This window comes from Stenotrophomonas sp. PFBMAA-4, assembly GCF_030053215.1.
Taxonomy (GTDB): Bacteria; Pseudomonadota; Gammaproteobacteria; order Xanthomonadales; family Xanthomonadaceae; genus Stenotrophomonas.
Genome location: NZ_JASGBW010000025.1, coordinates 46,834 through 73,052 on the forward strand (window position 1 = coordinate 46,834; position 26,219 = coordinate 73,052).

Consider the following 26,219-nt stretch of genomic DNA (forward strand, 5'->3'; position numbering starts at 1 on the left):
CAGCCCTTGTGGTGAATGCGCCCAATGTTAACCGGCGACGGTGGCGGGCCGACGGCCGGGTTGCCCGGACCTTGGCGGCCCCGCTACTCTGCCTGCCTGTTTCGCACACAGTGCCACCAATGCCCGTTCCTGTCCTGATTTCCCGTGGTTGGCCGCTGCTGGCACTTGCCGGCCTGGTATCCCTGGCGCCCGACGCCCATGCGCAGCGTGTCTCGGCGCGGGACCAGGCGAAGGCCGAGGCGCTGCAGCAGCGCATGGCCACCGCCGAGAAACGCTACAGCGATGCCCTGCTGCTGGTCGCCAATTCCGACCCGAAGGGCAGCAACGAAGCCGACGCCGCGCTGGAGGACATGGAAGATGTCATCAGCGAATGCGTGAAGCAGAAGGGCTGCCAGATGAGCAACATGCTGGCCACCTACAAGCGCCTGCTCAAGCGTGATGCCGACGCGGCCGCCAGCGATGACGCCGCCGATGAAAGCGGCGACCGCCTGGAAGCCGACCCGGACCACGTCGGCCCGCTCACCGCCGATGTGCCCGAGGCGGCCCGCGCCGCGGCCCTGCTCAATGACAAGCGTCATGCCTTCGACAACATGGTCGATTACAACCCGGCCGTGCAGGCGGGCATCCGCCGCTGGCTGACCGACATGCGCCCGGCGCTGCTGACCAGCTACGAGAACTACCAGAACCTGCGCGCGGTGATGTGGCCCGAGTGGGAAAAGCGCGGCCTGCCCGAAGCACTGCTGTTTGGCATCATGGCCAAGGAATCCAATGGCCGCGTGCATGCCTCCTCGCGCGCTGGCGCTGCCGGCCTGATGCAGTTCATGCCCGCCACCGGCCGCCGCTTCGGGCTGGGCCCGGACGGCACCGGCTTCGATACGCGCTTTGACGCGCGCAGTGCCGCCGAAGCCAGCGCCAGCTATCTCAACGAACGCCTGCGCGAACTGAACAACAACGTGGAAATGTCGGTGGCCGCCTACAACGGCGGCGAAGGCCGCGCCGCGCGCGTGTTCAAGCAGAGCGGCGGGCAGAGCTTCTGGACCGACAGCGTCTACAACCAGTTCCCCGGCGAGACCAAGGACTACGTGCCGATGGTGATCGCTGCCGCCTGGATCTTCCTGCACCCGCAGCAGTACGGCGTGGAGTTCCCGAAGATCAGCGCGCAGCCGGCGACGCTGCGCCTGGCCAAGTCCACCACCATCTACGAGCTGACCATCTGCCTGGGCAGCCACGGCACCCGTGATGGCTACATGCGCGTGCTGCGCAACCTCAACCCGCGCTATGAAGCCGATGGCTGGATTCCGGCCGGCACGCTGATCAATGCCACCACCCGCATTGCCGGCCTGTACCAGCGCAACTGCGTCAGCGGCCCGCGCGCGGACCTCGCCCGCACCCTCATCACCGCCGACCTGAACGCGGCCATCGTGCGCCCGACCGCCGCCAGCTACACCGGCAGCGTGGCGGTGGGTGGCGTCGTGCCGCTGGCCGACCCGAACGCCAGTACCACGGTGCCGACCGCACCGAGCGCGCCGGTGGCTGCGCCGCGTCCGGCTGCGCCCAGGGCCAAGCCTGCCAAGACCTACAAGGTCGGCAAGGGCGACACCCTGGGCCGCATCGCGGCGAAGTTCCAGTGCGAACTGCCGACCCTGGCGCGCGCCAACGGCCTGAAGGCCCCCAGCTACAGCCTGCGCCCCGGCCAGGTGCTGAAGCTGCAGGGCTGCGACAAGTAACCGAACCGGAAGAGAGCCATGGACCTGGAAGCAACCCGCGATCTGTTCGCCAACCTGCGCGAGAACACCGACTGGGATCTCGCCACGCCCCTGCTGTGGGGCTATTACTTCGTGCACTCCACCCCGGACCGCCTGCAGGCGCTGGCGGCCACCCTGGAAGCCCAGGGCTATGAGGTGGTGGAGCTGTTCGAGCAGGAGCCGGAGGAGGGCGATGCGCCCTTCCACGTGCTGCACGTGGAGCGCGTGGAAATCCACGACGAGACCTCGCTGGACCTGCGCAACCAGGAACTGGCCGCCCTGGCCAGCCAGACCGGCGTGGAAGACTACGACGGCGTCGACGTCGGCCCGGCCCCGACCCTGCAGTAGTGCCGGCCGCTGGCCGGCATCGCGGTGGATCCATCCACGCACGGCGTGGATCTACCGGCCCGGTGGTGAATCCATCCACGCATGGCGTGGATCTACCGACCCGGTAGTGCCGGCCGCTGGCCGGCATTGTTGCCGCTTCCTCAGCGCAGCTTCGCCAGCGCCTGGCCCAGCTGCACCGGGCTTTCGGCGCCCAGCTGCGGCGCGAACTCGGCCACGCCCGGCGGCAGCAGCACGATCACGGTCGAGCCGTAGTTGAAGCGCGCCATTTCGGCGAAGCGCTCCAGCTGGATGCCCTGGCCACGGTAATCCTTGCGGGTGATGCGGTCGCCGTAGGCCGGGATTTCTTCGCCGCTCCACACCGTTTCCACCCCGGACACCAGCAGCGCACCGACCATCACGCTGACCATCGGGCCGAAGCTGGTATCGAAATGGCAGACCAGGCGCTCGTTGCGGGCAAACAGGCGCGGCACGCCGTTCACCGCGGCCGGGCCGACGCTGAACAGGCGGCCGGGGACGTGCACGGTCTCGCGCAGGGTGCCGGTCCAGGGCATGTGCACGCGGTGGTAGTCACGCGGGGACAGGTACACCGTGGCGTACAGGCCGTCGTTGTACGGCTTGGCGTCCTCCTCGCTGCCCAGCAGCTCGGCGGCGGTGAAGGACTGGCCCTTGGCCTGGAAGATGCGCCCGGCCTCGATCTTCCCCAGCTGGCTGATGCGGCCGTCGGCCGGCATCACCAGGCTGCGCGGATCGGCGTCGGCCACGCGTGCGCCCGGCTTCAGGGCGCGGGTGAAGAACTGGTTGAAGGTCGGGTAGCTGCGCGGATCGGGGTTGGCCGCTTCGTCCAGGTTGACGTTGAACTTGCGGGTGACCGTATCGATCAGCCAGCGCGACACGCGCGGGTCGTCCGAGTACGCCAGCGAGCGCGCCATCGAGGACAGCAGGCGGTGGGGCAGGGCGTACGTCAGGGCGGTGGTCAGGCTCATGGGGCGGATTTCTCGGTCAGCTTCTGCAGGTCGCGGGCGATGGCCGGCGCGTTGAACGGGGGCCGCACCAGGCCGGCAAGCCGGCCCTGCGGGTCGAGCACGGCCAGGCTGGCCGAGTGCTCGACGGTGTAATCCTCGGGATTCTCGTCGAAATGCTTGCCCGGCACCTTCTGGAACACGAAGCCCAGCGAGGTGGCGAAGCGCTCCAGCGACGGGATGTCGGCGGTGGCGGCCAGGGTGTCCTTGTGGAAGCCGTGCACGTACTCGCCCAGGCGGGTGGCGTTGTCACGGTCCGGGTCCACCGAAACGAACAGCACGCGCGGGCGCAGAGTGTCGGGCAGGGCCTCCCACTGGTTCTGCGCACCAGCCAGCTCGGCCAGGGTGGTCGGGCACACGTCCGGGCAGAAGGTGAAGCCCAGGAACACCAGGGTCCAGTGGCCCTTCAGCTCGCCGGGGATGAGCCGGGTGCCATCGGACTGGGCCAGGTTGAAGTCGGGCAGCTCGCGGGTGTGCGGGTACAGGGTGATCGCTTCGGTGGCCGGCTGGTTGGCCGGCGGCTTCGGCGCGAACACCTGCTGCGCGGCCAGCAGGCCCAGGCCCGCCGCCAGGGCGATCAGCAGGATGATGCCGACGTTGCGATTGAACATGGGAGCCCCCGCAGGAAGTAATCCCCATCATACCGGCTGCAGCCTGATCGTTTCCGTCGCAACGGATGCCGCCGCGGGCGCCAGCCCCTATAATCGTGGGCCACTTTGCCCGCAGTACCGCCATGACCGCTGAAACGGCCGCCGAACTCCACACGATCATCGACCTGATCCGCTACGGCACCAGCCGTTTCAACGAAGCCGGGCTGACCTTCGGGCACAGCTACGACAACGCCCTGGACGAGGCCACCCAGCTGGTGCTGCACAGCCTGCACCTGCCGCACGATCTCGGCCCGGCCTACGGCCAGGCACGCCTGCTGCAGGCCGAGAAGGTCCGCGTGCTGGAACTGTTCCAGCGCCGCATCGACGAGCGTGTCCCGGCCGCCTACCTGACCGGTGAAGCCTGGTTCGCCGGCCTCAGCTTCAAGAGCGATTCGCGCGCCCTGGTGCCGCGTTCGCCGATCGCCGAGCTGATCGAGTGCGGCTTCGAGCCGTGGCTGGCTGGCCGTGACGTCAGCCGCGCGCTGGACCTGTGCACCGGTTCGGGCTGCATTGCCATCGCCATGGGCCACTACTACCCGAACTGGGAAGTGGACGGCGTCGACCTGAGCGATGACGCGCTGTCGCTGGCCGAAGAGAACAAGGAACGCCTGCAGGCGCACAACGTCACCCTGCTGAAGTCGGACCTGTTCAACGGCCTGACCGGGCGTCACTACGACCTCATCGTCACCAACCCGCCGTACGTCACCAACGACGAGACCGATGCCCTGCCGCAGGAATACTCCTACGAGCCGGAAATGGGCCTGCGTGCCGGCGACGACGGCCTGGACCTGGTGCTGAAGATCCTGCGCGACGCCCCGCTGCACCTGAGCGAGGACGGCCTGCTGATCTGCGAAGTGGGGGAATCCGAACAGCACCTGATCAAGCTGCTGCCGGAAGTCGATTTCGCCTGGGTTGAATTCAAGGTCGGCCAGATGGGCATCTTCGCGGTCGAATGCCGCGAGCTGATCGCCCACAGCGCCCGCATCACCGAACTGGCGGCGCAGCGCCCGTGAGTTCCAATTCGTTCGGCAAGCTGTTCACCGTCACCACGTTCGGCGAGTCGCACGGGCCGGCCATCGGCTGCGTGCTCGACGGTTGCCCGCCGGGGCTGGCGCTGGATGCGGCCGAATTCGCCCACGACCTGCAGCGCCGCGCCACCGGCAAGAGCCGGCACACCTCGGCGCGCCGCGAGGCCGACGAGGTCGAGATCCTGTCCGGCGTGTACGAGGGCCTGACCACCGGCACCCCGATCGCGCTGCTGATCCGCAACACCGACCAGCGCAGCAAGGATTACGCCAACATCGGCCAGCAGTTCCGGCCGGGCCATGCCGACTACAGCTACTGGCACAAGTACGGCATCCGCGACCCGCGCGGTGGCGGCCGTTCTTCCGCGCGCGAGACCACCATGCGCGTGGCCGCCGGCGTGGTCGCCAAGAAGTGGCTGGCCGAACGCTTCGGCGTGACCGTGCGCGGCTACCTGTCGCAGCTGGGCGAGATCCGTCCGGCTGGTTTCGACTGGTCGGCGGTGGAAGACAATCCGTTCTTCTGGCCGCATGCCGAGCAGGTGCCCGAGCTGGAGGCGTACATGGATGCGCTGCGCAAGTCCGGTGATTCGGTCGGTGCGCGCGTGGACGTGGTGGCCGACAACGTGCCGCCGGGCTGGGGCGAACCCATCTACGGCAAGCTCGACGGCGATCTCGCCGCCGCGCTGATGAGCATCAACGCGGTGAAGGGCGTGGAGATCGGCGACGGCTTCGCCAGCGCCGCGCAGAAGGGCACCGAACACCGTGACCTGCTGACCCCGCAGGGTTTTGCCAGCAACCATGCCGGCGGCATCCTCGGTGGCATTTCCACCGGCCAGCCGGTGGTCGCGTCCATCGTCCTCAAGCCGACCTCCAGCCTGCGCCTGCCGGGCCCGTCGCTGGATACCGAAGGCAACGTGGTCGAGGTGGTCACCACCGGCCGCCACGACCCCTGCGTCGGCATCCGCGCCACGCCCATCGCCGAGGCGATGATGGCTCTGGTGCTGATGGACCAGGCGCTGCGCCACCGCGCCCAGTGCGGCGATGTCGGCACCATCACCCCGCGCATTCCCGGGCAGATCGATGGCTGATACCCGGCCGACGGTGTGGGTGAGCCAGCCGCTGATCGACGCGGCCATCGCGCCGCTGCGCGATCGCGTGCAGTTGCTGGCCACCGATACCGTCACCGCCTGGTCGCCGCAGCAGATCGCCGAGCGCCTGGCCTCGGTCGACGGCGCGATCATCACCCTCAACGAGCGCATCGGCGCGGCCCAGGTGGCCGATGCCGCGCAGCTGCAGGTGATCGCCAACGTCGGCGTCGGCTACAACAACCTGGATGTCGACGCGCTGAGCGCGGCCGGCATCCTCGCCAGCAACACCCCGGACGTGCTCACCGAGACCACGGCCGACCTCGGTTTCGCCCTGCTGATGGCCACTGCGCGCCGCATCACCGAATCCGAACGCTGGCTGCGTGACGGGCAGTGGGGCCAGTGGTCGTTCCAGACCATGCTCGGCGCCGATATCCATGGCAGCACGCTGGGCATCCTCGGCATGGGCCGCATCGGTCAGGGCATCGCCCGCCGGGGTGCACACGGGTTCGGCATGAAGGTGCTGTACCACAACCGTTCGCGCCTGCCGGCCGAGACCGAAGCGGCACTGGGCGCGACCTACGTGGACCTGGACACGTTGCTGGCGCAGTCCGACCATCTGGTCACCGTGCTGCCGTACACCCCCGCCTCGCACCACATCATCGATGCGGCCGCGCTGGCGAAGATGAAGCCGTCGGCCACCCTGGTGAACATCGCCCGTGGCGGCATCGTCGACGAGCTGGCCCTGGCCGATGCGCTGGCCCATGGCCGCCTGGCCGCCGCCGGCCTGGATGTCTACGAAGGCGAACCGAAGGTGCGCCCGGAACTGCTGGCGCTGCGCAACGTGGTGCTGACCCCGCATATCGGCAGCGCCTCGCTGGGTACCCGTACCGCCATGGTGCAGCTGGCCGTGGACAACCTGCTGGCCGGCCTCGGCCTGGCCGGCGAAGCAGCGCGCATGCCGAGCGCGATCAATGCCGACGCGGCCTTCGCCGCGCGTGCCGCGCTGGGCAAAAAAACCGGGAAACGATAGGGAACCTCTGCGCGCCCCGCCTGAGGAGGTTCCCCGAACCCAGCTGTCGTGCGTGAGTTTTTCCCCTTCCCGTTTTCGTGAGAGTTCCCCCATGAGCAATGCACAACGCAGCTTCCACGTCGCCATCGTCGGTGCCACCGGTGCCGTCGGCGAGACCATGCTGGCCATCCTGGCCGAGCGCAACTTCCCGGTCGGTACCCTGAGCCTGCTCGCCTCCGAGCGCTCGGCCGGCGGCGAAGTCGAGTTCGAAGGCCAGAAGGTGAAGATCCAGGACCTGGCCACCTTCGACCCCAGCGGCGTGGAGATCGCCCTGTTCTCGGCCGGTGGCAGCGTGTCCAAGGAATACGCGCCGAAGTTCGCCGCCGCCGGTGCGGTGGTGATCGACAACTCCTCGGCCTTCCGTTACGACGATGACGTGCCGCTGGTGGTGTCCGAGGTCAACCCGGACCAGGTCGGCAACCGTCCGCGCGGCATCATCGCCAACCCGAACTGCTCGACCATGCAGATGCTGGTGGCGCTGGCGCCGCTGCACCGCAAGTACGGGATCGAGCGCATCAACGTCTCCACCTACCAGTCGGTGTCCGGCGGCGGCCGTTCGGCGATGGAAGAGCTGGGCAAGCAGACCGGCCAGCTGCTGAGCTTCCAGGAGATCGATCCGCAGCGCTTCCCGGTGCAGATCGCCTTCAACCTGATCCCGCACATCGACGACTTCCAGGACAACGGCTTCACCAAGGAAGAGATGAAGCTGGTCTGGGAAACCCGCAAGATCCTCGGTGACGAGAGCATCCTGGTGAACCCGACCGCCGTGCGCGTGCCGGTGTTCTACGGCCACTCCGAATCGGTGGCGATCGAAACCCGCGACAAGGTGACCGTGGCCGAAGCGCGCGCGCTGCTGGAGCAGTCGCCGGGCGTGGAAGTGGTGGACCGCCATGAAGCTGGTGGCTACCCGACCCCGGTCACCCACGCCTCGGGCACCGATGCGGTGTACGTCGGCCGCATCCGTGAAGACCTGTCGCACCCGCGCGGCCTGAACCTGTGGATCGTCTCGGACAACGTGCGCAAGGGCGCGGCGCTGAACGCCGTGCAGCTGGCCGAGCTGGTCGCCGCCGAACAGCGCTGATTGGAGGGCCGGGCAATGCCCGGCCTTTTCTGTAGAGCCGAGCCCATGCTCGGCTCATCCCGAGCAGCCGAGCAGCCGAGCAGCCGAGCACGGGCTCGGCTCTACATGGATGCGGACCGCGGTCCGCACGCTTTATAGTGTCGCCCATGAATAAACGGGCCAGGGGCGCATCGCGCCCGCTCATCTATCTCTCCGCCGCGCTGCTGGCACTGGCCAGCAGTTCGGCCATGGCCCTGGGCCTGGGCGACCTCCGCGTGCTGTCACGCCCCGGCCAGCCCCTGCTGGCCGAGATCCCGGTGGTGTCCGCCGATCCTTCCGAGCTCGAGAACCTGCGCGTGGCGCTGGCCTCGGCCGCCACCTTCGAGCGGGTCGGCCTGCAACGGCCGACCGGCCTGGTCAGCGAACTCCAGTTCGAACTGACCACCAACAGCCAGGGCAGGGCGGTGGTGCGGGTGACCTCGCAGGCCCCGGTGGAAACCCCGTCGCTGAGCTTCCTGGTCGAAGCCGACTGGGGCCAGGGCCGCCTGGTCCGCGAATATTCCGCCCTGGTCGATGCACCGGCCAGTGCACTGGCCGTGGCCGAGCCGGAAATCGTCGCCCCGGCCGGGATGCTGGGCAACACCATCACCCGCGATACGCCGCCGCCGGCAGCGCAGGCGCCTGCCGCCGCCCCGTCCGCGCCGGCCAACGCCGCGCGACCGGCCGAGCCGCGGCCGCGTGCCGCCGCACCCGCTACCCGCGCCGCTGCCGACGGCAGCATCACCGTGCGGCAGGGCCAGACCCTTTCGCAGATTGCCGGTGCGCTGGCCCGGGGCAACCAGATCAGCCGGGAGCGGGCGATGATCGCCCTGCTGCGTGCCAATCCGGAGGCCTTCATCCGCGGCAACGTCAACCTGCTCAAGCAGGGCGCGGTACTGCGCGTGCCGGGCAGCGACGCCCTGGCCGCGATCGACGGCAACGAAGCCGCCGCATTGGTCCGCGAACATGCCGCGCAGTGGCGCCAGGCGCGCACGGTGCCGCAGCCTGCCGGTGCACCGGCAGCCGCGCCCGCCACCGCCGCCACCGCCACGCCCGCTGCTGCTGCCGCCAGCGCAGGGGCACGTCTTGAGATCGCTCCGGCGCTGGCGTCCGACGCCGCGCACGCGGGCACAACCACCGGCACCGGTGCCGGCAGCGAGGGTGACATGCTGGGCAATGAACAACTGCGGCAGGCCAGGGAAGACGTTGCCACCCGCGATGCCGAGATCGGTGAGCTGAAGCAGCGCGTGGCCGAGCTGGAGAAGCTGAAGGAACAGCAGCAGTCCTTGATTGCGATGAAGGACAACGACCTGGCCGCTGCCCAGCAGCGCCTGGCGCAACCACCCGGCGCACCCGCCGGCGGCACGCCGTGGTACTGGCTGGGCCTGCCGCTGTTGCTGCTGGTGGCCGGTGCCGCCTGGCTGCTGCGCCGGCGCAAGCCCTCGCCGTTGCCGCCGCTGCGTGAGGAAGGCGACGCCGTGGCCCTGGCCGCAGCGGTGCCTGCCGGTGCCGCGCTGGATTCGCTGGCCGAGCAGTCGTCGTGGGCCGCCGGCCACGAAGAGGATGGCCGCCAGGAACCGTCGATGCCGGCCTGGGCCCTCGAAGACGACCGTGACGCCCAGACGCATGCCGACCAGGATGCGCTGCCGCCCGAGCCGGTCGAAGAACCGATGGCACCGCCTGCTGCCGACGTCGAGACGTCCTGGCAGGTCGGGGCGCTGGTGACCGACGAGGGCGACGAACTGCCGCCGGCGGTGAGTGACGCCCCGCGCTGGGATGAACCCGCGCCAGAATTCGCGCCCGCCCCGCCGGAACCGTCCGACGAGGTCGGCGTGCCCGATTACGCGCTGCAGGCCGAGCAGCAGCCGGAGTTCCGCGGCGTGTTCGATCTGCCGGCCGAACCGGCGGAGGCTGCGCCGCCCGCGGCCGCGCCCCACGACGAGGCGGTGCCGGCCGATGGTTCCACCGACCCCGACTGGGTCCCGCGTGCGGGCCAGGAGCGGCTGGAACTGGCCATCGCCTACCTCGACCTGGGCGACGCGCAGACCGCGCGGACGCTGCTGGAAGAAGTCGCCACCGACGGCGACGTGCACTGCCAGGCGCAGGCGCGCGAACTGCTCGCCCGGCTGGACTGACCACAGGACCACAGGCGCCGCCCATGACCCGCGAAAACCGCATCGACTACGTTGAGTTCGCCTCGGCCGACCCGGCCGCCAGCCGTGCCTTCTTCGAGGCCGTGTTCGGCTGGTCGTTCGTCGACTACGGCGAGGACTACACCGCCTTCGACGATGGCCGCCTGCAGGGCGGCTTCTTCCGTGGCCAGCCGCAGCGGGCCGAAGCAGGCGCACCGCTGCTGGTGCTGTATGCCGATCTGCTGGCGCCGGTCGAAGCGGCCGTGCGCGCGGCTGGCGGCCAGATCGTACGGCCCGTTTTCTCTTTCCCCGGTGGCAGCCGCTTCCAGTTCGTCGAACCCGGTGGCAACGAACTGGCGGTCTGGTCCGAACGCGACCCGGCCTGAGCGCCGTCCCACCCGCAACATCGAGGTAGCAGCACATGCGTTACGCGCTCGGCGTCGAGTACGACGGCAGCGATTTCAGGGGCTGGCAGAACCTGGGCGAGGGTGGACCCAGCGTCCAGGCCAGCCTGGAGAAAGCCCTGTCCTCGGTGGCCGATGCGCCGCTGCAGGTGGTCTGCGCCGGCCGCACCGATGCCGGCGTGCACGGCCAGTGCCAGGTCGTGCATTTCGATACCGACGTGGTGCGCGATCCGCGCGCCTGGATGCTGGGCACCACCACCCGCCTGCCGCGTTCCATCGCGGTGCGCTGGTGCGTGCCGGTGGCCGACGATTTCCACGCCCGCTTCTCGGCGCGCGCCCGCCGCTACCGCTACCGCCTGCTCAACCGCGAGGTGCGCCCGGCACTGGACCGGCAGACCCTCAGCTGGGAACGACGGGCGCTGGACGAGACCCTCATGCATGCCGCCGGCCAGGCCCTGCTCGGCGAGAACGACTTCAGCGCGTTCCGCTCGGTGCAGTGCCAGGCCCTGCATGCGCGGCGCGAGCTGCAGGCCCTGCAGGTCAGCCGCCAGGGCGAGGTGATCGAGGTGGCGGTGCGCGGTAATGCATTCCTTCATCACATGGTCCGCAATATCGTCGGTTCGCTGATCCTGGTCGGCAGCGGCGAGAAACCGGTGGAGTGGATCGCCGAGCTGCTGGCCGGACGCGACCGAACCGTTGCCGGCCCTACCGCACCTCCGCAGGGGCTGGTGTTCCTGGGGCCGCTGTACCCCGACAACTGGCATCTGCCTGCCGAGGTCACCTTATGAGCCGCTCCTACTACCGTACCCGCATCAAGTTCTGTGGCATGACCCGCGCCGGCGATGTGCGCCTGGCCGGCGAACTGGGCGTGGACGCGGTGGGTTTCATCTTCGCCCGTGAAAGCAGCCGCCGGGTGGCCCCGGCCGAAGCCCGGGCGATGCGCCAGGCGATCGCACCGATGGTCGACGTGGTGGCGCTGTTCCGCAACAACAGCAAGGAAGAAGTGCGTGAGGTGCTGCGCACCGTGCGTCCGACCCTGCTGCAGTTCCATGGCGAGGAAGATGAAAGCTTCTGCCGCAGCTTCAACATGCCGTACCTGAAGGCGATCGCCATGGGCGGTCGCGAGGACGTCAATGCGCGCACCCTGCAGCTGCGCTACCCCAGTGCTGCCGGTTTCCTGTTCGACAGCCACGCCCCGGGTGGCGGTGGCGGCACCGGCGTGGCCTTCGACTGGGCGCGCATTCCGACCGGCCTGCACCGTCCCTTCCTGCTGGCCGGCGGGCTGAACCCGGAGAACGTGAAGGACGCCATTCTCGCCACCCTGCCGTGGGGCGTTGACGTGTCCAGCGGCATCGAGGTCGAGCCGGGCATCAAGGACGGCTACAAGATGCGCACGTTCGTCGAAGAGGTGCGCAGCGCCGACTGCACCGTGCTGGAGTGACCGGGCACGACCCCGCGCGCGTCGCCGCCTGCGGTCGGTGCGCGTCTTCACATTTGTCCCTGTACACCCTCTTCACATAGGATGAAGGGGAAGCCATGGCCATGAGGGCCGTGGCGGGATCGACGGAACCGCTCCCGGCGGATTCCGAACGGGGCGTCACGCGCCCATAGCCCAGGAAGGCAAAGCGATGCAGGAATTCCTCACCGTCGTGTTCGGCTACCCGACCCTGCCGTACAGCGTCCTGCTGGCGGTGTCGCTGGTCTATTGGGGGCTTGCCGCTTTTGGCCTCGTCGATGACGGGTTCGGCGATCTCGGCGCCGATGGTGCACTGGACAGTGACACCGATCTCAGCGGCCTCTCGGCCCTGCTGCAGCGCTTCGGCCTTGGTGGCGTGCCGGTCATGGTCGTGGTCACCCTGCTGGGCTTCTTCGGCTGGGCCTTGACCTATTTCATCCATCTGTTCGTACTGTTGCCGCTGCCGGACCTGCTGCGCTGGGGTTTCGGCACGCTCGTGGCCGTGCTCGCGCCGCTGCCGGCGGTGCCGATCACCGCGCTGCTGCTGCGGCCCATCCGCACCTTCCTGCAGCGCCTGCAGCCGGTCGCACAGGCCTCCCTGCTGGGGCGCGTGGGCGTGGTCGCCTCGCCCCGGGTGGATGCGCGCAGCGGCCACGCCACGGTCGATGACGGCGGTGCCGGGCTGGTGCTGCAGGTGCGCAGCGACATCGAACTGCAGCGTGGCGAGCGCATCGTGCTGGTCGAGCACGTGGCCGAACACCATTACTACCGGGTGGTCCGCGCTGATGCGGTCGCCCTCGATTTCCAGGACAACCTGCTTCCGGGCAACAAGGAGAATCACTGATGAGTTTTGCTGGCGCGGCCCCCTTCCTGATCGGGATCATCGTCCTCGTAGGCCTGCTGCTGGGCCTGGCGGGACTGTTCAAGGCGTTCTACCGCAAGGTCGACCAGGGCGTGGCCCTGATCGTCAACGACATGAGTGCCACGCCCAAGGTGCACTTCACCGGTGCGCTGATCATCCCGGTGCTGTACCGCGCCGAGCTGATGCGGATCAGCCTGATCACCCTGCAGATCGACCGCCGCGGCAAGGAAGGCCTGATCTGCCGCGACAACATGCGCGCCGACATCGCCGTGGCCTTCTACCTGCGGGTCAACGAGACCCAGGCCGACGTGCTGCGCGTGGCCAAGGCCATCGGTGCCGACCGCGCCTCGGACAAGCACGCCGTCGATGAGCTGTTCAACGCCAAGTTCTCCGAAGCGCTGAAGACGGTCGGCAAGAAGTTCGACTTCACCGAGCTGTTCGAGAAGCGCCAGGAATTCCGCGACGAGATCATCGCGGTCATCGGCAACGACCTGAACGGCTATGTGCTGGAAGACGTGGCCATCGACTACCTGGAGCAGACCCCGAAATCGCTGCTGGACCAGTTCAACATCCTCGACGCGCAGGGTATCCGCAAGATCACCGAGCTGACCGCCGCGCAGAACGTGGTGACCAACGAGCTGGAGCAGAACGAGAAGCTCGCCATCACCAAGAAGAACGTGGAAGCGCGCGAAGCGCTGCTGGCCCTGGAACGCCAGCAGGCCGAGGCCGAGGCGCGGCAGAAGCGCGAGATCGAGACCATCCGCGCCCGCGAGGAAGCCGAGACCGCCAAGGTGCAGGAAGAGCAGCGCCAGCTGTCCGAGAACGCACGCATCGAAGCACAGCAGCTGATCGACATCCGTGACCAGAACCGTCTGCGCGAAGTGGAAGTGGCCGAACAGAACCGCCAGCGTGCAGTGGCCATCGAAGCCGAGCGCGTGGAGCGCGCGCGCCAGCTGGAACAGGTCACCACCGACCGCGAAGTGCAGCTGCAGGGCGTGGAGCGTGACAAGGTGGTCGAGCAGGGCAAGATGGACGTGGCCAACATCACCCGCGAACGCATCTCCATCGACAAGACCGTGGCCCAGGAAGAAGAGCGCATCAAGGAAGTGCGCGAGGTCTCCGAGGCCGACCGCCAGAAGCAGGTGCTGATCCTGGAAGCCGAAGCCAAGGCGCAGGAATCGCTGGTGCGCGAAGTGAAGGAAGCGCAGGCCCGCGAAACCGCCTCCAAGCACCGCGCGGTGGAACTGACCACCCTGGCCCAGGCCGAACACGAAGCGGCCGGCAAGCAGGCCGAAGCCAAGCGCCTGCTGGCCGACGCCTTCCGTGCCGAACAGGCGGCACCGGGCCTGGCCGAAGCGCAGGTGCGTGAAGCCTCCGCACTGGCCATCGAGAAGGTCGGTATCGCCGAAGCCCGCGTGATCGAAGCCAAGGCAGAAGCCAACCTGAAGCAGGGCAGCAACGAGGCCCGCGTGCTGGCCGAAACCCTGCAGGCGCAGGCCCAAGGCGAAGAGAAGATGGGCCTGGCCCGCGCCACCGCCACCGAATCGCTGGGCAACGCCGAAGCCGGCGTGGTGCAGAAGAAGCTGCTGGCCGAAGCCGAAGGCCTGGTGCGCAAGTTCGAAGCCATCGCCTCGCTGAGCGACCAGGCACGTGGCCACGAAGAGTTCCGCATGATGCTGGACAACAGCCTGAAGCAGGCACTGGCCTCCATCGAAGCGGGCAAGGAAGTCTCGCGCGAGAACGCCAACGTCATCGCCAGCGCGCTGCGCAATGCCGACATCGACCTGGTCGGTGGCGACGGCGGCATGTTCGAGAACCTGGTCAAGGCCGTGTCGCTGGGCAAGTCGATCGAAGGCTTCGCCGGCAAGAGCCCGATCGTGCAGGAGCTGATGCAGCGCTACCTGGGCGTGGCCGTGGCCGAACCGGCACCGCGGCAGATCGCCGAGGACGCCGACGCGGCCCCGGCCGTGTCGGCCGCCGTGGTCGACAGCGCCCGTTGATGCACCGGGCGGTGGCCGCTGCGGCCACCGCCCGCCCGCGCCGGCCGCAACCACGGCCGGCCGTCCGTAAGCCGGAAGCCTGCTGATGTCTGAAACCCATCCGTCCGCCGAAACCACCGCGCCGGAGGCCGGCGGCAACACCGTCGACCAGGCCGTTGCCCAGGGCGGTGCCTACGAAGTCCTGCGCCGCCGCCTTGGCGAACAGGGCCAGCGCCTGCAGGCGTTGGCCGAAGCCCTCAACCGCCAGCGACTGGCCGAGTTCGGCGACAGCCGGCTGGAGGTGGTCGGTCGCTTCCGCATCCGCAGCGAGAACAACTGCGTCGGCCGTGACATCGTCCAGGTCGGGCCTGACCGCCTGCTGTTCGGCTACAACGTCTACATCGGGCTCAAGACCCATACCCGCATCGAGGATGTGTTCGGCCTGTACCGGCTGGTGCAGGGCAAGGACGGCTACGATGTGGCCGCGCTGGAGCTGAAGGGCAGCTTCCTCGACCAGCCCGGCTTCGTGCACGACTTCAACGAGCTGTACGCCTACTACAAGCACGCGCGCCTGCTGCAGCTGATCGTGATCGGCGACAAGCTGCTGGCTTCGTTCCAGATCGGCGAGCGCAGCAGCGACGTGCGCGTGTTCCGCTGGGCGCTGTCGCGCGAAGGCGAGCTGACCTACCTCGATGCGCGCGGCGAACGCGATATCGCCCTGCCGCCGCCGTTCGACTTCGAATGGACCAAGGCCACCCGCGACCTCGCGGTCAACGGCCGCCACTCGCACCTGAACATCCTCGACACCCTGTTCGTGGAAACCACCGGTGGCGACCTGACCATCAAGGTCGAGAACAACACCGAAACCGGGCAGGGCATCTACAGCGAACCGGTGGAGGACAGCACGCAGTCGCTGGACGACGCCCAGTTCGAATTCGCGCGCGTCGGTTCGCTGCTGCTGCTGAAGGTGCTGCCGTACCGCGAGACCGTCTGGCGCGGCCTGATCTACAACACGCTCACCGGCGAAATCGTGCGCAACGACGCCATCGTCCAGGCCTGCGTGCAGCTGCCCGAAGACCACGGCGTGATCTTCCCCGGCGGCTATTACCTGCAGGGCGGCGAGCACAAGGCCTTCGATGCCTCGATGGCAGGCATGCAGTTCAAGCGCAGCATCCGCTCGCCCAACGGCGAGGACGTGCTCTACATCTTCTACGAGCGCGAAGGCGGGCGCTCGGCGCTGTTCGTCTACAACACCATCCAGCGCGTGCTGCAGAACCCGGTGTTCGGCCACGGCTATGCCTTCATGCAGGATGGGCGCATGGTGCTGTTCCATGCCGAAGGCGCCGAACCCACCCGCATCCATCCGATGCAGGTCTGGCAGACGCCGTTCAGCAGCGACGAGTTCGCCGCCAGCCGGCCGCCCGGCAACACCTTCATGGGCCGCATCGGCAATGCCGAGCTGGTGCGCGGTATCTCCAACCTGTTCAACCTGTCCCGCGAGATCGACGGCCAGCATGTCTCGGTGCAGCGCTACCAGCGCCTGGTGGCCGACACCCGCCGCCTGTTCGATACCCACCACTGGCTGGGGGACGAGGCCTGCGACGGCGCCGAAGCGCTGCTGCGGCAGATCAGTGCCACCGGCGAGTCGGTGCTGGACGAGTACGAGAAGGTACAGTCCATCCGCGCGCAGTCGGCGCAGGCGATGGTCGAGGCGGAAGCGAACTACAAGGCGCTGCTGGGCCAGCTGCAGCCGCAGAACTGGAACGAGGTGCAGGCCTTCGTCGAGGCCCTGAACGAGATCACCGCGCTGCGCGGGCGGCTGCTGACCATCCGTGAGCTGCGCTACATCGACACCGCGCGCATCGAGGCGATGGCCGCCGAACTGGTGCAGGCGCAGGATCGCGTGGGCGCCGCCACCGGCGAGTTCCTGGCCGGCGATGCCGCACTGGCACCGCTGGGCAGCCGCCTGCAGGCACTGGATGAAGCGGCCCAGCAGGCGAGCAGTGCGCGCCAGCTGGACGAGCAGCTGGACGGCATGCGTGGCATGGCCGCCGACCTGGACATGCTGTCCGAACTGATGGCCGGCCTGAAGGTGGACGATGCCACCGCGCGTACCCGCGTGGTCGAATCGATTTCCGCGCTGTACGGGCGGCTGAACCAGGCGCGCACGCGTGCCGAACAGCGCCGCCGCACGCTCGGCTCGGCCGAGGCCGTGGCCCAGTTCGCCGCACAGTTCGCGTTGTTCTCGCAGTCCATCACCAGTGCGCTGGCGATGGCCAACGATCCTGAAAAGGCCGACGAACAGCTGTCGCGCCTGCTGGTGCAGCTGGAGGAACTGGAAAGCCAGTTCGGCGAGCACGAGCAGTTCCTCGGCGACATCCTCAGCAAGCGCGAGGAACTGGTCGAAGCCTTCGAGACGCACAAGCAGGCGTTGCTGGACGACCGCCAGCGCAAGGCGCGCTCGGTGCTCGACGCGGCCAACCGCATCCTGGATGGCCTGGCCAAGCGCACCGAGCGCTTCGCCACCGCCGACGAGCTCAACGCGTTCTTCGCCGGCGATCCGCTGATCCTCAAGCTGCGCGAACTGGCCGAGCGGCTGCGTGCGCTGCGCGACAACGTCAAGGCCGATGACATCGAGGCGCGCTTGAAGGGCGTGCGCGACCAGGCCGTGCGCCAGCTGCGCGACCGCAGCGACCTGTACGAGGCCGGCGGCAACGTCGTCCGGCTCGGCCCGCGCCACCGTTTCAGCGTGAACACCCAGGCCCTGGACCTGACCCTGCTGCCGCGCGGCGACACGCTGGCCATCCACCTCACCGGCACCGATTTCCTGGAAACCCTGCACGACCCGGAGCTGGAGGCGCTCAAGCCGTTCTGGCCGGTGACCCTGGATTCGGAATCCGATGCGATCTACCGCGGCGAGTACCTGGCCGGCAGCCTGCTGCTGGCCGCGCAGGACGGCCGCGATGGCCTCGACATGGCCCAGCTGCAGCACGATCTCGCCAGCCCCGAGGCACTGGACCAGCGCGTGCGTGCGTTCGCCGCGCCGCGTTACCGCGAGGGGTATGAGCGCGGCATCCATGACCACGATGCGGCGCTGATCCTGCACGCCCTGCTGCCGCTGCAGCAGGCCGCCGGCAGCCTGCGCCATGCACCGCGCGTCCGCGCACTGGCCATGCTGTTCTGGGCCGCCGAGCAGCGCAACGAGGCCGTGGCGCAGTGGCCGGCGCGCCAGGCCGGTGCCGATGCCATCGCCCGCCTGTTTGGTTCCGACGAAGGACGCCAGGCGCTGCGCGCGGAGATGGCCGCTGCGCTGGATGCGTTCGTGCAGGCGCAGGCCCTGCCGTTCGACGCCGCCGCGATCGAAGGTGCCGCTGCCTACCTCGGTGACGAACTGAGCGCGGGCGATCCGGTATTCGCCAGCAGCCGCCATGCGCTGGCGCTGCTGGAGGCATTGCAGCAGCAGCTGGAGCAGGCAGGACAGCGCGAAGCACTGGAACGCGCGCTGCAGCGTGGACAGGATCCGCTGCCGCTGCGCTGGGCGTTGGCCGGGCAGTGGCTGCGCGCGCTGGGCCGGCTGCCGGCGCAGGCCGCCCATGCCGGTTACACCGATGAGGCCGCCGCACTGCTGCTGGTGCAGCGGCAGCTGCGCACGCGCGCCAGCGATGCCACGCTGCGGGTGGAAGTCAATGGCCTGCTCGGCGAGCATCCGCGCATCGTGCAGGGCACCCTGGCGCTGTCGCTGGATGATTTCCTGGCCCGCCTGCACGCCCACCTGCAGCAGTTCGTTCCGGCATTCCACGCCTACCAGGCGGTGCGCCAGGGCATCATCGGCCGTGAGCGGCAGGCCCTGCGCCTGTCCGAGTTCAAGGCGCGGCCGCTGTCCTCGTTCGTGCGCAACAAGCTCATCAACGACGTCTACCTCGGCGTGATCGGCGACAACCTGGCCAAGCAGATGGGCACGGTGGGCGAGAACAAGCGCAGCGACCTGATGGGCCTGCTGATGATGATCTCGCCGCCGGGCTACGGTAAGACCACGCTGATGGAATACGTGGCGCACCGGCTGGGCCTGGTCTTCATGAAGATCAACGGCCCGGCACTGGGCCACGAGGTGCGCTCGCTGGATCCGGAGCAGGCGCCCGACGCCACCTCGCGGCAGGAGCTGGAAAAGCTCAACCTGGCCCTGGAGATGGGCAACAACACCATGCTGTATGTGGATGACATCCAGCACACCCATCCCGAGTTCCTGCAGAAGTTCATTTCGCTGTGCGATGGCACCCGCCGCATCGAAGGCGTGTGGCGCGGCCGCACGCGCACCTACGACATGCGCGGCAAGAAATTCTGCGTGGTGATGGCCGGCAACCCGTATACCGAGTCGGGCGAGGTGTTCAAGATTCCGGACATGCTGGCCAACCGCGCCGACATCTACAATCTCGGCGACGTGCTGGGCGGCATGGAAGCGGCGTTCACCCTCAGCTACATCGAGAACAGCCTGACCTCCAACCCGGTGCTGGCACCGCTGGCGACCCGTGACATGGCCGACCTGTACCTGCTGGTCGATCGTGCGATGGGCAAGGATGTGTCGACCAACGGGCTCAGCCACGCCTACAGCGGTGCCGAGATCAACGAGATCACCGCCACCCTGCAGCGCATGCTGCGCGTGCGCGACGTGGTCTACCGGGTCAACCAGCAGTACATCGCCAGCGCTGCGCAGGATGACCGCTACCGCACCGAGCCGCCGTTCCGCCTGCAGGGCAGCTACCGCAACATGAACAAGCTGGCCGAGAAGATCTCGCCGGTGATGAACGAGGACGAGCTGCAGCAGCTGATCTCCGACCATTACCTGGGCGAGGCGCAGCTGCTGACCACCGGCGCCGAGGAAAACCTGCTGAAGCTGGGCGAGCTGCGCGGCGTGCTGGACGAGGCGCAGGCGCAGCGCTGGGCGCAGATCAAGCGTGATTTCCTGCGCAACAAGGCCATGGGGGCCGACGACAGCGATGTCGGTGGGCGCGTGGTCGCGCAGCTGGCCGACATCGCCAGTGCACTGCAGTTGCCGCCACCGGCTGCGCCGCTGGTGGCGGCTGATCCGGCACCGTGGCCGGCCTTGCTGGAAGCGCTGCAGCGCCTGGCCGAAGCACGCCCGGAAGCACCGGCCGCCGTGCAGCCTGCCGAGCCGCTGGTGATTGCTGCGCCCAGCCCCCCGGCCACGCCGCTGGCGGAGGACCTTCAGGCCGGGCTGGCCCCGCTGGTGCAGCTGCTGGCGGCCTCGCAGGCACAGCAGGAACAGGTATCGCAGACCCTGGCCGCCTTCGCCGGGTGGGCGCGGCAGCAGGTCGAAGGCGCGGCCGGCGCCACCACCACTGCCGCGCGCCGTCCGCGTGTGCGGCGGGCCAGCACGCCGGAGGAACGCGCACTGGATGAGGCGCTGATGCGCCACTTCTACGGCGAGTCGCTGCCGCCGGAAGCCACTGACGACGCCCCGGCGGGAAGCGCGCCGATGCCGCCGCCGTTGCCATGACCGACGCGGCGCCCCTGCCGACGCCGCAGCGGCCGGACACGGCCGATGTCGCACGCCTGGCCGACTACGGTGCGCCGCTGCTGCAGGCACTGGCCGCGCGCGACGTCGCGTTGCCGGCGACCACTGGCGATGGGCTGGTCGAGGCGCTGGCACGCATCGCGCTGGCGCTGCAGGCTGCCGACCCGGCACGCCTGCGCCGGCAGGAAAGCTGGTGGGGCCGCCTGCTTGGCCGCGACGTCGAGCGTGAGGCCGCAGGCCGCGGCCTGCAGTCGCAGCTGGGGGTTCTCGCCCTGCAGGCACGCGAGCAGGCCCAGCAGTTGCAGCAGCACATGGCCGTGCGTGCCACCGCGATCAGCGCGACCGGCCAGGCCGCCGAAGCACTGCAGGCCTGGGCGGATGCGGCCGCCGCGGACGTGCCAGCGCTGCAGGGCGCCGGCCAGGAAGTACTGGCGGCGCGCATCGACCACCTGCAGCGGCTGGCGGCACTGCGCCGCATCGAAGCCGGGCAGTGGCAGCTGCTGCAGCAACAGGACGAGGTGCTGCTGCAGCGCTTCGCCCGCATCCACGATGTCCTGCTGCCAGCGTGGCGGCAGGCTGCACTGGCCGCGCAGGCCGCCACCGGCGCGGTCCGTGCCGGCCAGGCGGCCACGCTGCACGCACAGATCGACGACGAGGTCGCGGCGGCTCAGGCTAGACTGCGCTGAGCCGGCCGCCGCTGCCGCCAACCCACCTGCAAGGAGACTGCCCGATGACCCAGGACAGCCAGCACCCCGGCACCCTCGTGCCCACCCCGGCCACCCCTTCCGCACTCGACGAAGGCGCGCTGCAGGCGTTGGGCCTTGTCCGCGAGGACCTGCCGCGCATCGCCGAGATCCGCATGGAACTGGACGACCTGCGCCCGGGCAACCTGCAGGTGTTCGGCCGCGAGGCCGCGACGCGCACGGCAGCGTTCTCCAGCCAGCTGCTGGACCAGGTGCGCAACCGCGACCTCGATGCCAGCGGCGACAAGCTGGGCGAAGTGGTGCGCATCGCGCGCAGCCTGAAACTGGACGGTTTCGCCCAGCGTTCGAAGGTGCCGGTGATCGGCGGCCTGATCGATCGCCTGCGCGTGTCCAAGGGCGAACTGGTGCAGAAGTTCAGCGACACCAACGCACAGATCGAGCAGCTGCTGGGCGACGTGGGCGTGCAGCAGGCGCTGATGGGCAAGCGCGTGGGCGAGTTCGACCGCATGCACGAGATCGTGCGCGAGGAGCGCCACGCGCTGGGCCTGTACGCAGCCGCCGGCAAGCAGCGCCTGGCCGAACTGCAGGCCGAGCAGCTGGCAGGGCAGGGCAGCGACGACCCGCAGCAGCGCATCCGCCAGAGCGAAGTCGACAACGCGATCCGCCTGATCGAAAAGCGCGTGTCCGACCTGCAGCTGATGCAGCACGCGGCCGACCAGTCGCTGCCGATGATCCGCCTGATCCAGGCCAACGCGCTGCAGCTGATCGAGAAATTCAACACGGTGCGCGAGATCACCATCCCGTCGTGGAAGCGCCAGTTCGCCATCCAGCTTTCGCTGGGCGAGCAGAAGGCCGCCGTCGAGCTGTCCACCGCCATCGACGATGCCACCAACGAGCTGATGCGCCGCAATGCCGATCTGCTGCGCCAGGCGTCGGTGGATACCGCACGCAGCAACCAGCGCGGCGTGATCGACGTGGCCACGCTGCGCCACGTGCACGACCAGCTGATCGCCACGGTGGAGGAAGTGCGCAGCATCCATCGCGAAGGCATGCAGCAGCGCCAGCAGGCCGAAGTCGAACTGTCGCGCCTGCGCGAAGACCTGCAGCAGCGGCTGGCCGCACCCACGGCACTGGGGTAGTCGTAGAGTCGAGCTTGCTCGACTGAGGCAGTCGTAGAGTCGAGCTTGCTCGACTGAGGTAGTGGAGCAAGCTCGACGCTACAGTTGCGCCATCGCCCACTCGGCCAGCGCATCCACGCGCGGGTCGACCGGGCCGTCCGGCCGCGCCAGCACCCAGAACCCGCCTGTCGCCGAGAATCCCCAAGGCGCGATCAGCCGCCCGGCGGCCAGGTCCTCGGCCACCAGCGGCTCCGGCGCGATCGCTGGCCCCAGGCCTGCCACGGCCGCTTCCAGCAGGTAGTACAGATGCTCGAAGCCGGTGCCCATCTGCAACTGCGCCGGGTCCAGCCCATGCGCCTGCGCCCAGGCCGGCCATGCCTGCGGGCGAGAGCTGGTGTGCAGCAGCGTCTCCTTCAGCAGTGCCGGGGGCGGCACTTGGCGCAACCGCTGCGCGGCGGGATGTGAGGGCGCCACCACCACGCCCACCCGTTCCGGCGCCAGTTCGCGCACCTGCCAGCCGCGCGGCCACGGGCCCTGCGCCAGCAGCAGGACCGCATCCAGCGCCGCCTGCGCCTCGGTGAAAGCGCCATCCAGGGCCGACCACTGCAGGTTCACCCCGGGCAGGGCCGCCTGCAATGCGGGCAGCCGCGGAATCATCCAGCGCGCCAGCACGCTGCCGCTGCAGCCCAGCACCAGCGCCGGGGAGCGCGCCGGTTGGCGCAGTTCGCGCACACAGGCCTCGATGCCGGCGAAGGCCTCGCCGCAGGCCGCGTGCAGGCGCTGCCCGGCCTCGGTCAGGCGCAGCCCGCGCCCGGCACGCTGGAACAACGGCAACCCCAGGTGGTCTTCCAGCAGCTTCAGCTGCCGGCTCACCGCACCGTGGGTGACATGCAGGGCCTGCGCGGCGCGGCCCACGCCGCCCAGGCGGGCGGTGGCCTCGAAGGCACGCAGGGCATTGAGCGGCGGCAGCAGGGAGGTGTTCATGTGAGATTTCCTGACAATACGCGCCAGATAATATCGATATTCCGGTCAGGATCCGTGCGCTAGAGTATCCACCTGTCTCGAACCAGCGGTCGCTTCCATGTCTGCCTCCCCCATTGCCGACTTCCACGCCTTCCCGGATGCCCAGGGCCACTTCGGCCGCTACGGCGGCAGCTTCGTCGCCGAAACCCTGGTCGGTCCGCTGCAGGAACTGGCCCAGGCCTATGACCAGGCCCGCCAGGACCCCGCATTCCAGCAGGCCTACGACCGCGACCTGGCCCATTACGTGGGCCGGCCGAGCCCGATCTACCACGCACAGCGCCTGAGCGACCATGTCGGTGGCGCGCAGATCCTGCTCAAGCGCGAAGACCTGAACCACACCGGCGCGCACAAGATCAACAACACCATCGGCCAGGCCCTGCTGGCGGCGCGCATGGGCAAGAAGCGCATCATCGCCGAGACCGGCGCCGGCCAGCACGGCGTGGCCAGTGCCACGGTCGCCGCGCGCCTGGGCCTGGAGTGCGTGGTCTACATGGGCGCCACCGACATCGAGCGGCAGAAGATCAACGTCTACCGCATGAAGCTGCTGGGCGCGACGGTGGTGCCGGTCACCTCCGGCTCGGCCACCCTGAAGGACGCGCTCAACGAAGCGATGCGCGACTGGGTGACCAACGTGCAGGACACCTTCTACATCATCGGCACCGTGGCCGGCCCGGACCCGTACCCGCGCATGGTGCGTGATTTCAACGCCATCGTCGGCCGCGAAGCGCGCGAGCAGATGCTGGCCGAGTATGGCCGCCTGCCCGATGCGATCACCGCCTGCGTCGGCGGCGGCAGCAATGCCATCGGCCTGTTCCATGCCTTCCTCAACGACCGCCAGGTCGAGATCTTCGGCGCTGAAGCGGCCGGTGACGGCATCCATACCGGCCGACATGCCGCATCGATCGCAGCCGGCCGTCCCGGCGTGCTGCACGGCAACCGCACCTACGTGCTGTGCGATGACGATGGCCAGATCATCGAAACGCATTCGGTGTCGGCCGGCCTGGATTACCCCGGCGTCGGCCCCGAGCACGCGTTCCTGGCCGACAGCGGCCGCGCCACCTACCTCGGCATCACCGACGAAGAGGCGCTGCAGGCCTTCCATCTGCTGGCGCATGCCGAAGGCATCCTGCCGGCACTGGAATCCAGCCATGCGCTGGCCCAGGCCATCAAGCTGGCCCGCGAGCGCCCGCGTGACCAGATCGTGCTGTGCAACCTGTCCGGCCGTGGCGACAAGGACGTGCACACGATCGCCGCGCGCGAAGGCCTGGTGCTGTGAACGGCATGCTGCGCCACGGTGGCGCGCTGGTGCTGGCGGTTGGCCTGGGTGGCTGCACGCCGCCCGATCCGCCGGTGCTGGCGCCCGCGCCGGCGTCGCCCGCAGCCATCGCTCCGGCACGCCAGCTGGCCAGCAATGATGATGACGCCGCGCATCGCCCCATCGAGGATGCGCCGGCGGCCACCCGCGCCGACAGCGCCGAGGACGAAACCGCCCCGGCAGTTGTTTCCGTGGCGCTGGATCATGCCGGCGACGTGCTCATCGGCCAACCCTTCAGCGAGCTGGAGGGAGAGGCGCAGTGGCATTCGGCCGGCCTCGGCGAGGCCACGGCCGGGCGTTGCGAGTATTACGAGCGCGGCACGCTGCCCGAGGGCGTGGCGATGATGGTGCAGGACGGCGACGTGGTGCGTTTCGACCTGGCCCCCATCGACGATTCGGGCCAGGTGGTGGTGCAGCCGGGGCCGTTCGGCCTGCACCTGGACATGCCGCGCGCACAGGCCCTGAAGCTGCTGCCAGCGGGCGCCATCGCGCGGCCCTATGGCGAAGATGCCGAGGCCGGCGAGACCCTGCTCTGGCAGGACCCCGGTTCCGACCTGGCGATCCGCGTGGAGATCGTCGACGGCACCGTATCCCGAATGTACTGGGGCGCCAGCGGCGCCGTTGACCTGATCGAAGGATGTACCTGACATGTCCGTTTCCCGACTCGATGCCTGTTTCCAGCGCCTGCGCGAGCAGCAGCGCAAGGCCCTGATCCCGTTCATCACTGCCGGCGACCCGTCGCTGGAGGCCACCGTGCCGGTCATGCATGCGCTGGTCGAGGCCGGCGCCGACGTGATCGAACTGGGCGTGCCGTTCTCCGATCCGATGGCCGATGGCCCGACCATCCAGCGCAGCTCCGAGCGCGCGCTGGCCCGCGGCGCCGGCAGCCGCTACGTGCTGCAGGCCGTGGCGCAGTTCCGCCAGCGCGATGCGCAGACCCCGGTAGTGCTGATGGGCTACCTCAACCCGGTGGAGATCCACGGCTATGCGGCGTTCGCCAAGGCCGCGGTCGAAGCCGGCGTGGACGGCGTGCTGCTGGTGGACCTGCCGCCGGAAGAAGCCACCGAAGCGCTGCAGGCGTTCGACGCGGCCGGCCTGGCGCTGGTCCTGCTGGCCTCGCCCACCACCAGCGAGGCCCGTGCCGACAAGCTGCTGGCGCTGGCCCGTGGCTACCTCTACTACGTCAGCTTCGCCGGCGTCACCGGCGCCTCCGAGCGCCTGGACAGCGAGGCCGCCAGCGCTCGCCTGCAGGCCCTGCGTGCACGCGCCAGCGTGCCGGTGGTGGCTGGCTTCGGCATCAAGGATGCGGCCAGTGCCGCGGCCATGGCCCGCCAGGCCGATGGCGTGGTGGTCGGCAGTGCCCTGGTGGCGGCGCTGGCCGATGCCGCCTCGGCCGACGAAGCAGCCCAGCGGGCCGGTGCCTTCCTGGCCCCGCTGCGGCAGGCGCTGGACGCGTAACGGTAGTGCCGGCCGCTGGCCGGCATGCCATGCAAGAGCGTGTCGACCAACGGTCGACACCTACCAGGTAGCGCCGGGCCATGCCCGGCGGTGGTAGTGCCGGCCGCTGGCCGGCATGCCATGCAAGAGCGTGTCGACCAACGGTCGACACCCACCAGAGCGGGGATCGAGCGATGTCGGTAGCGCCGGGCC

General features: G+C 69.2%; 21 protein-coding genes. 18 read left to right on the forward strand and 3 right to left on the reverse strand.

Annotated features, from left to right (window positions below):
* The first annotated feature begins 119 nt into the window (after positions 1-119).
* A complete protein-coding gene (locus QMZ26_RS15395; RefSeq protein WP_283221954.1) occupies positions 120-1,727 on the forward strand; it encodes a transglycosylase SLT domain-containing protein in 1,608 nt (535 codons plus the stop codon).
* Between the two features lie 18 nt (positions 1,728-1,745).
* Entirely contained in the window at positions 1,746-2,093 is a 348-nt protein-coding gene (locus QMZ26_RS15400) for a ribonuclease E inhibitor RraB (RefSeq protein WP_200732319.1), read from the forward strand.
* Between the two features lie 140 nt (positions 2,094-2,233).
* Here the strand turns inward: QMZ26_RS15400 and asd are convergent, their stop codons facing one another.
* Together asd and QMZ26_RS15410 are read right to left on the reverse strand one after the other, a co-directional pair.
* Positions 2,234-3,076 carry an archaetidylserine decarboxylase gene (gene asd, locus QMZ26_RS15405; RefSeq protein WP_079222638.1) on the reverse strand — a complete coding sequence of 281 codons (843 nt, stop codon included), beginning with the start codon at positions 3,074-3,076 and terminating at the stop codon, positions 2,234-2,236.
* Positions 3,073-3,723, reverse strand: coding sequence for an SCO family protein (locus tag QMZ26_RS15410; protein ID WP_108747100.1), 651 nt, complete (start codon positions 3,721-3,723; stop codon positions 3,073-3,075). The genes asd and QMZ26_RS15410 overlap by 4 nt, the downstream gene beginning before the upstream one ends.
* A 122-nt stretch (positions 3,724-3,845) precedes the next feature.
* Between QMZ26_RS15410 and prmB the strand changes: the two genes are divergently transcribed.
* The 13 genes from prmB to QMZ26_RS15475 all read left to right on the forward strand — a co-directional run bounded on the left by prmB (position 3,846) and on the right by QMZ26_RS15475 (position 22,252).
* A complete protein-coding gene (gene prmB / locus QMZ26_RS15415; protein WP_108770725.1) occupies positions 3,846-4,775 on the forward strand; it encodes a 50S ribosomal protein L3 N(5)-glutamine methyltransferase in 930 nt (309 codons plus the stop codon).
* Positions 4,772-5,875: a chorismate synthase gene (gene aroC / locus QMZ26_RS15420; RefSeq protein ID WP_079222636.1), complete on the forward strand. Its 1,104-nt coding sequence runs from the start codon at positions 4,772-4,774 to the stop codon at positions 5,873-5,875. The genes prmB and aroC overlap by 4 nt, the downstream gene beginning before the upstream one ends.
* The gene (locus QMZ26_RS15425; RefSeq protein WP_283221955.1) at positions 5,868-6,905 is read left to right on the forward strand and encodes a D-glycerate dehydrogenase; all 1,038 of its coding nucleotides are present in this window, start codon (positions 5,868-5,870) and stop codon (positions 6,903-6,905) included. Before aroC ends, QMZ26_RS15425 begins: the two co-directional genes overlap by 8 nt.
* Positions 6,906-6,996: 91 nt before the next feature.
* The gene (locus QMZ26_RS15430) at positions 6,997-8,025 is read left to right on the forward strand and encodes an aspartate-semialdehyde dehydrogenase (RefSeq protein WP_164072893.1); all 1,029 of its coding nucleotides are present in this window, start codon (positions 6,997-6,999) and stop codon (positions 8,023-8,025) included.
* A 146-nt stretch (positions 8,026-8,171) separates the two neighbouring features.
* A complete protein-coding gene (locus QMZ26_RS15435) occupies positions 8,172-10,178 on the forward strand; it encodes a FimV/HubP family polar landmark protein (protein WP_283221956.1) in 2,007 nt (668 codons plus the stop codon).
* A 23-nt stretch (positions 10,179-10,201) separates the two neighbouring features.
* Positions 10,202-10,561 (forward strand): VOC family protein, encoded by a 360-nt coding sequence (locus QMZ26_RS15440; RefSeq protein WP_079222632.1) that lies wholly within the window; start codon positions 10,202-10,204, stop codon positions 10,559-10,561.
* Positions 10,562-10,596: 35 nt separating this feature from the next.
* A complete protein-coding gene (gene truA, locus QMZ26_RS15445) occupies positions 10,597-11,367 on the forward strand; it encodes a tRNA pseudouridine(38-40) synthase TruA (protein ID WP_200732321.1) in 771 nt (256 codons plus the stop codon).
* Entirely contained in the window at positions 11,364-12,020 is a 657-nt protein-coding gene (locus QMZ26_RS15450) for a phosphoribosylanthranilate isomerase (protein WP_108747095.1), read from the forward strand. Before truA ends, QMZ26_RS15450 begins: the two co-directional genes overlap by 4 nt.
* Before the next feature lie 187 nt (positions 12,021-12,207).
* Positions 12,208-12,879: an OB-fold-containig protein gene (locus tag QMZ26_RS15455; RefSeq protein WP_079222629.1), complete on the forward strand. Its 672-nt coding sequence runs from the start codon at positions 12,208-12,210 to the stop codon at positions 12,877-12,879.
* Entirely contained in the window at positions 12,879-14,897 is a 2,019-nt protein-coding gene (locus QMZ26_RS15460; protein WP_108758127.1) for a hypothetical protein, read from the forward strand. Before QMZ26_RS15455 ends, QMZ26_RS15460 begins: the two co-directional genes overlap by 1 nt.
* An 85-nt stretch (positions 14,898-14,982) precedes the next feature.
* Positions 14,983-20,391 carry a DNA repair ATPase gene (locus QMZ26_RS15465; protein ID WP_283221957.1) on the forward strand — a complete coding sequence of 1,803 codons (5,409 nt, stop codon included), beginning with the start codon at positions 14,983-14,985 and terminating at the stop codon, positions 20,389-20,391.
* Positions 20,388-21,095 carry a hypothetical protein gene (locus tag QMZ26_RS15470; protein WP_283221958.1) on the forward strand — a complete coding sequence of 236 codons (708 nt, stop codon included), beginning with the start codon at positions 20,388-20,390 and terminating at the stop codon, positions 21,093-21,095. Before QMZ26_RS15465 ends, QMZ26_RS15470 begins: the two co-directional genes overlap by 4 nt.
* A 44-nt stretch (positions 21,096-21,139) precedes the next feature.
* The gene (locus tag QMZ26_RS15475) at positions 21,140-22,252 is read left to right on the forward strand and encodes a toxic anion resistance protein (RefSeq protein WP_283221959.1); all 1,113 of its coding nucleotides are present in this window, start codon (positions 21,140-21,142) and stop codon (positions 22,250-22,252) included.
* Between the two features lie 78 nt (positions 22,253-22,330).
* On the opposite strand, the gene QMZ26_RS15480 is transcribed toward QMZ26_RS15475, so the two are convergent.
* Positions 22,331-23,215, reverse strand: a complete 885-nt coding sequence (locus QMZ26_RS15480) for a LysR family transcriptional regulator (protein ID WP_283221960.1) — start codon at positions 23,213-23,215, stop codon at positions 22,331-22,333.
* Positions 23,216-23,312: 97 nt separating this feature from the next.
* Between QMZ26_RS15480 and trpB the strand changes: the two genes are divergently transcribed.
* The 3 genes from trpB to trpA are packed head-to-tail and all read left to right on the forward strand — an operon-like array spanning position 23,313 to position 26,027.
* Positions 23,313-24,530 carry a tryptophan synthase subunit beta gene (trpB, locus tag QMZ26_RS15485; protein ID WP_079222624.1) on the forward strand — a complete coding sequence of 406 codons (1,218 nt, stop codon included), beginning with the start codon at positions 23,313-23,315 and terminating at the stop codon, positions 24,528-24,530.
* Complete coding sequence (locus QMZ26_RS15490) at positions 24,527-25,216, forward strand: hypothetical protein (protein ID WP_200732329.1); 690 nt, start codon at positions 24,527-24,529, stop codon at positions 25,214-25,216. Before trpB ends, QMZ26_RS15490 begins: the two co-directional genes overlap by 4 nt.
* Position 25,217: 1 nt before the next feature.
* On the forward strand, positions 25,218-26,027 hold the full coding sequence (trpA, locus tag QMZ26_RS15495; RefSeq protein WP_079222622.1) for a tryptophan synthase subunit alpha: 810 nt from the start codon (positions 25,218-25,220) through the stop codon (positions 26,025-26,027).
* The last annotated feature ends 192 nt before the right edge of the window (positions 26,028-26,219 follow it).

What these genes read in the sequence shown, in the direction of transcription:
- QMZ26_RS15395 (WP_283221954.1), top strand. Translation starts at nt 120, where the DNA reads ATGCCCGTTCCTGTCCTGATTTCCCGTGGTTGGCCGCTGCTGGCACTT.
- QMZ26_RS15400 (WP_200732319.1), top strand. Translation starts at nt 1,746, where the DNA reads ATGGACCTGGAAGCAACCCGCGATCTGTTCGCCAACCTGCGCGAGAAC.
- asd (WP_079222638.1), bottom strand. Translation starts at nt 3,076, where the DNA reads ATGAGCCTGACCACCGCCCTGACGTACGCCCTGCCCCACCGCCTGCTG.
- QMZ26_RS15410 (WP_108747100.1), bottom strand. Translation starts at nt 3,723, where the DNA reads ATGTTCAATCGCAACGTCGGCATCATCCTGCTGATCGCCCTGGCGGCG.
- prmB (WP_108770725.1), top strand. Translation starts at nt 3,846, where the DNA reads ATGACCGCTGAAACGGCCGCCGAACTCCACACGATCATCGACCTGATC.
- QMZ26_RS15425 (WP_283221955.1), top strand. Translation starts at nt 5,868, where the DNA reads ATGGCTGATACCCGGCCGACGGTGTGGGTGAGCCAGCCGCTGATCGAC.
- QMZ26_RS15430 (WP_164072893.1), top strand. Translation starts at nt 6,997, where the DNA reads ATGAGCAATGCACAACGCAGCTTCCACGTCGCCATCGTCGGTGCCACC.
- QMZ26_RS15435 (WP_283221956.1), top strand. Translation starts at nt 8,172, where the DNA reads ATGAATAAACGGGCCAGGGGCGCATCGCGCCCGCTCATCTATCTCTCC.
- QMZ26_RS15440 (WP_079222632.1), top strand. Translation starts at nt 10,202, where the DNA reads ATGACCCGCGAAAACCGCATCGACTACGTTGAGTTCGCCTCGGCCGAC.
- truA (WP_200732321.1), top strand. Translation starts at nt 10,597, where the DNA reads ATGCGTTACGCGCTCGGCGTCGAGTACGACGGCAGCGATTTCAGGGGC.
- QMZ26_RS15450 (WP_108747095.1), top strand. Translation starts at nt 11,364, where the DNA reads ATGAGCCGCTCCTACTACCGTACCCGCATCAAGTTCTGTGGCATGACC.
- QMZ26_RS15455 (WP_079222629.1), top strand. Translation starts at nt 12,208, where the DNA reads ATGCAGGAATTCCTCACCGTCGTGTTCGGCTACCCGACCCTGCCGTAC.
- QMZ26_RS15460 (WP_108758127.1), top strand. Translation starts at nt 12,879, where the DNA reads ATGAGTTTTGCTGGCGCGGCCCCCTTCCTGATCGGGATCATCGTCCTC.
- QMZ26_RS15465 (WP_283221957.1), top strand. Translation starts at nt 14,983, where the DNA reads ATGTCTGAAACCCATCCGTCCGCCGAAACCACCGCGCCGGAGGCCGGC.
- QMZ26_RS15470 (WP_283221958.1), top strand. Translation starts at nt 20,388, where the DNA reads ATGACCGACGCGGCGCCCCTGCCGACGCCGCAGCGGCCGGACACGGCC.
- QMZ26_RS15475 (WP_283221959.1), top strand. Translation starts at nt 21,140, where the DNA reads ATGACCCAGGACAGCCAGCACCCCGGCACCCTCGTGCCCACCCCGGCC.
- QMZ26_RS15480 (WP_283221960.1), bottom strand. Translation starts at nt 23,215, where the DNA reads ATGAACACCTCCCTGCTGCCGCCGCTCAATGCCCTGCGTGCCTTCGAG.
- trpB (WP_079222624.1), top strand. Translation starts at nt 23,313, where the DNA reads ATGTCTGCCTCCCCCATTGCCGACTTCCACGCCTTCCCGGATGCCCAG.
- trpA (WP_079222622.1), top strand. Translation starts at nt 25,218, where the DNA reads ATGTCCGTTTCCCGACTCGATGCCTGTTTCCAGCGCCTGCGCGAGCAG.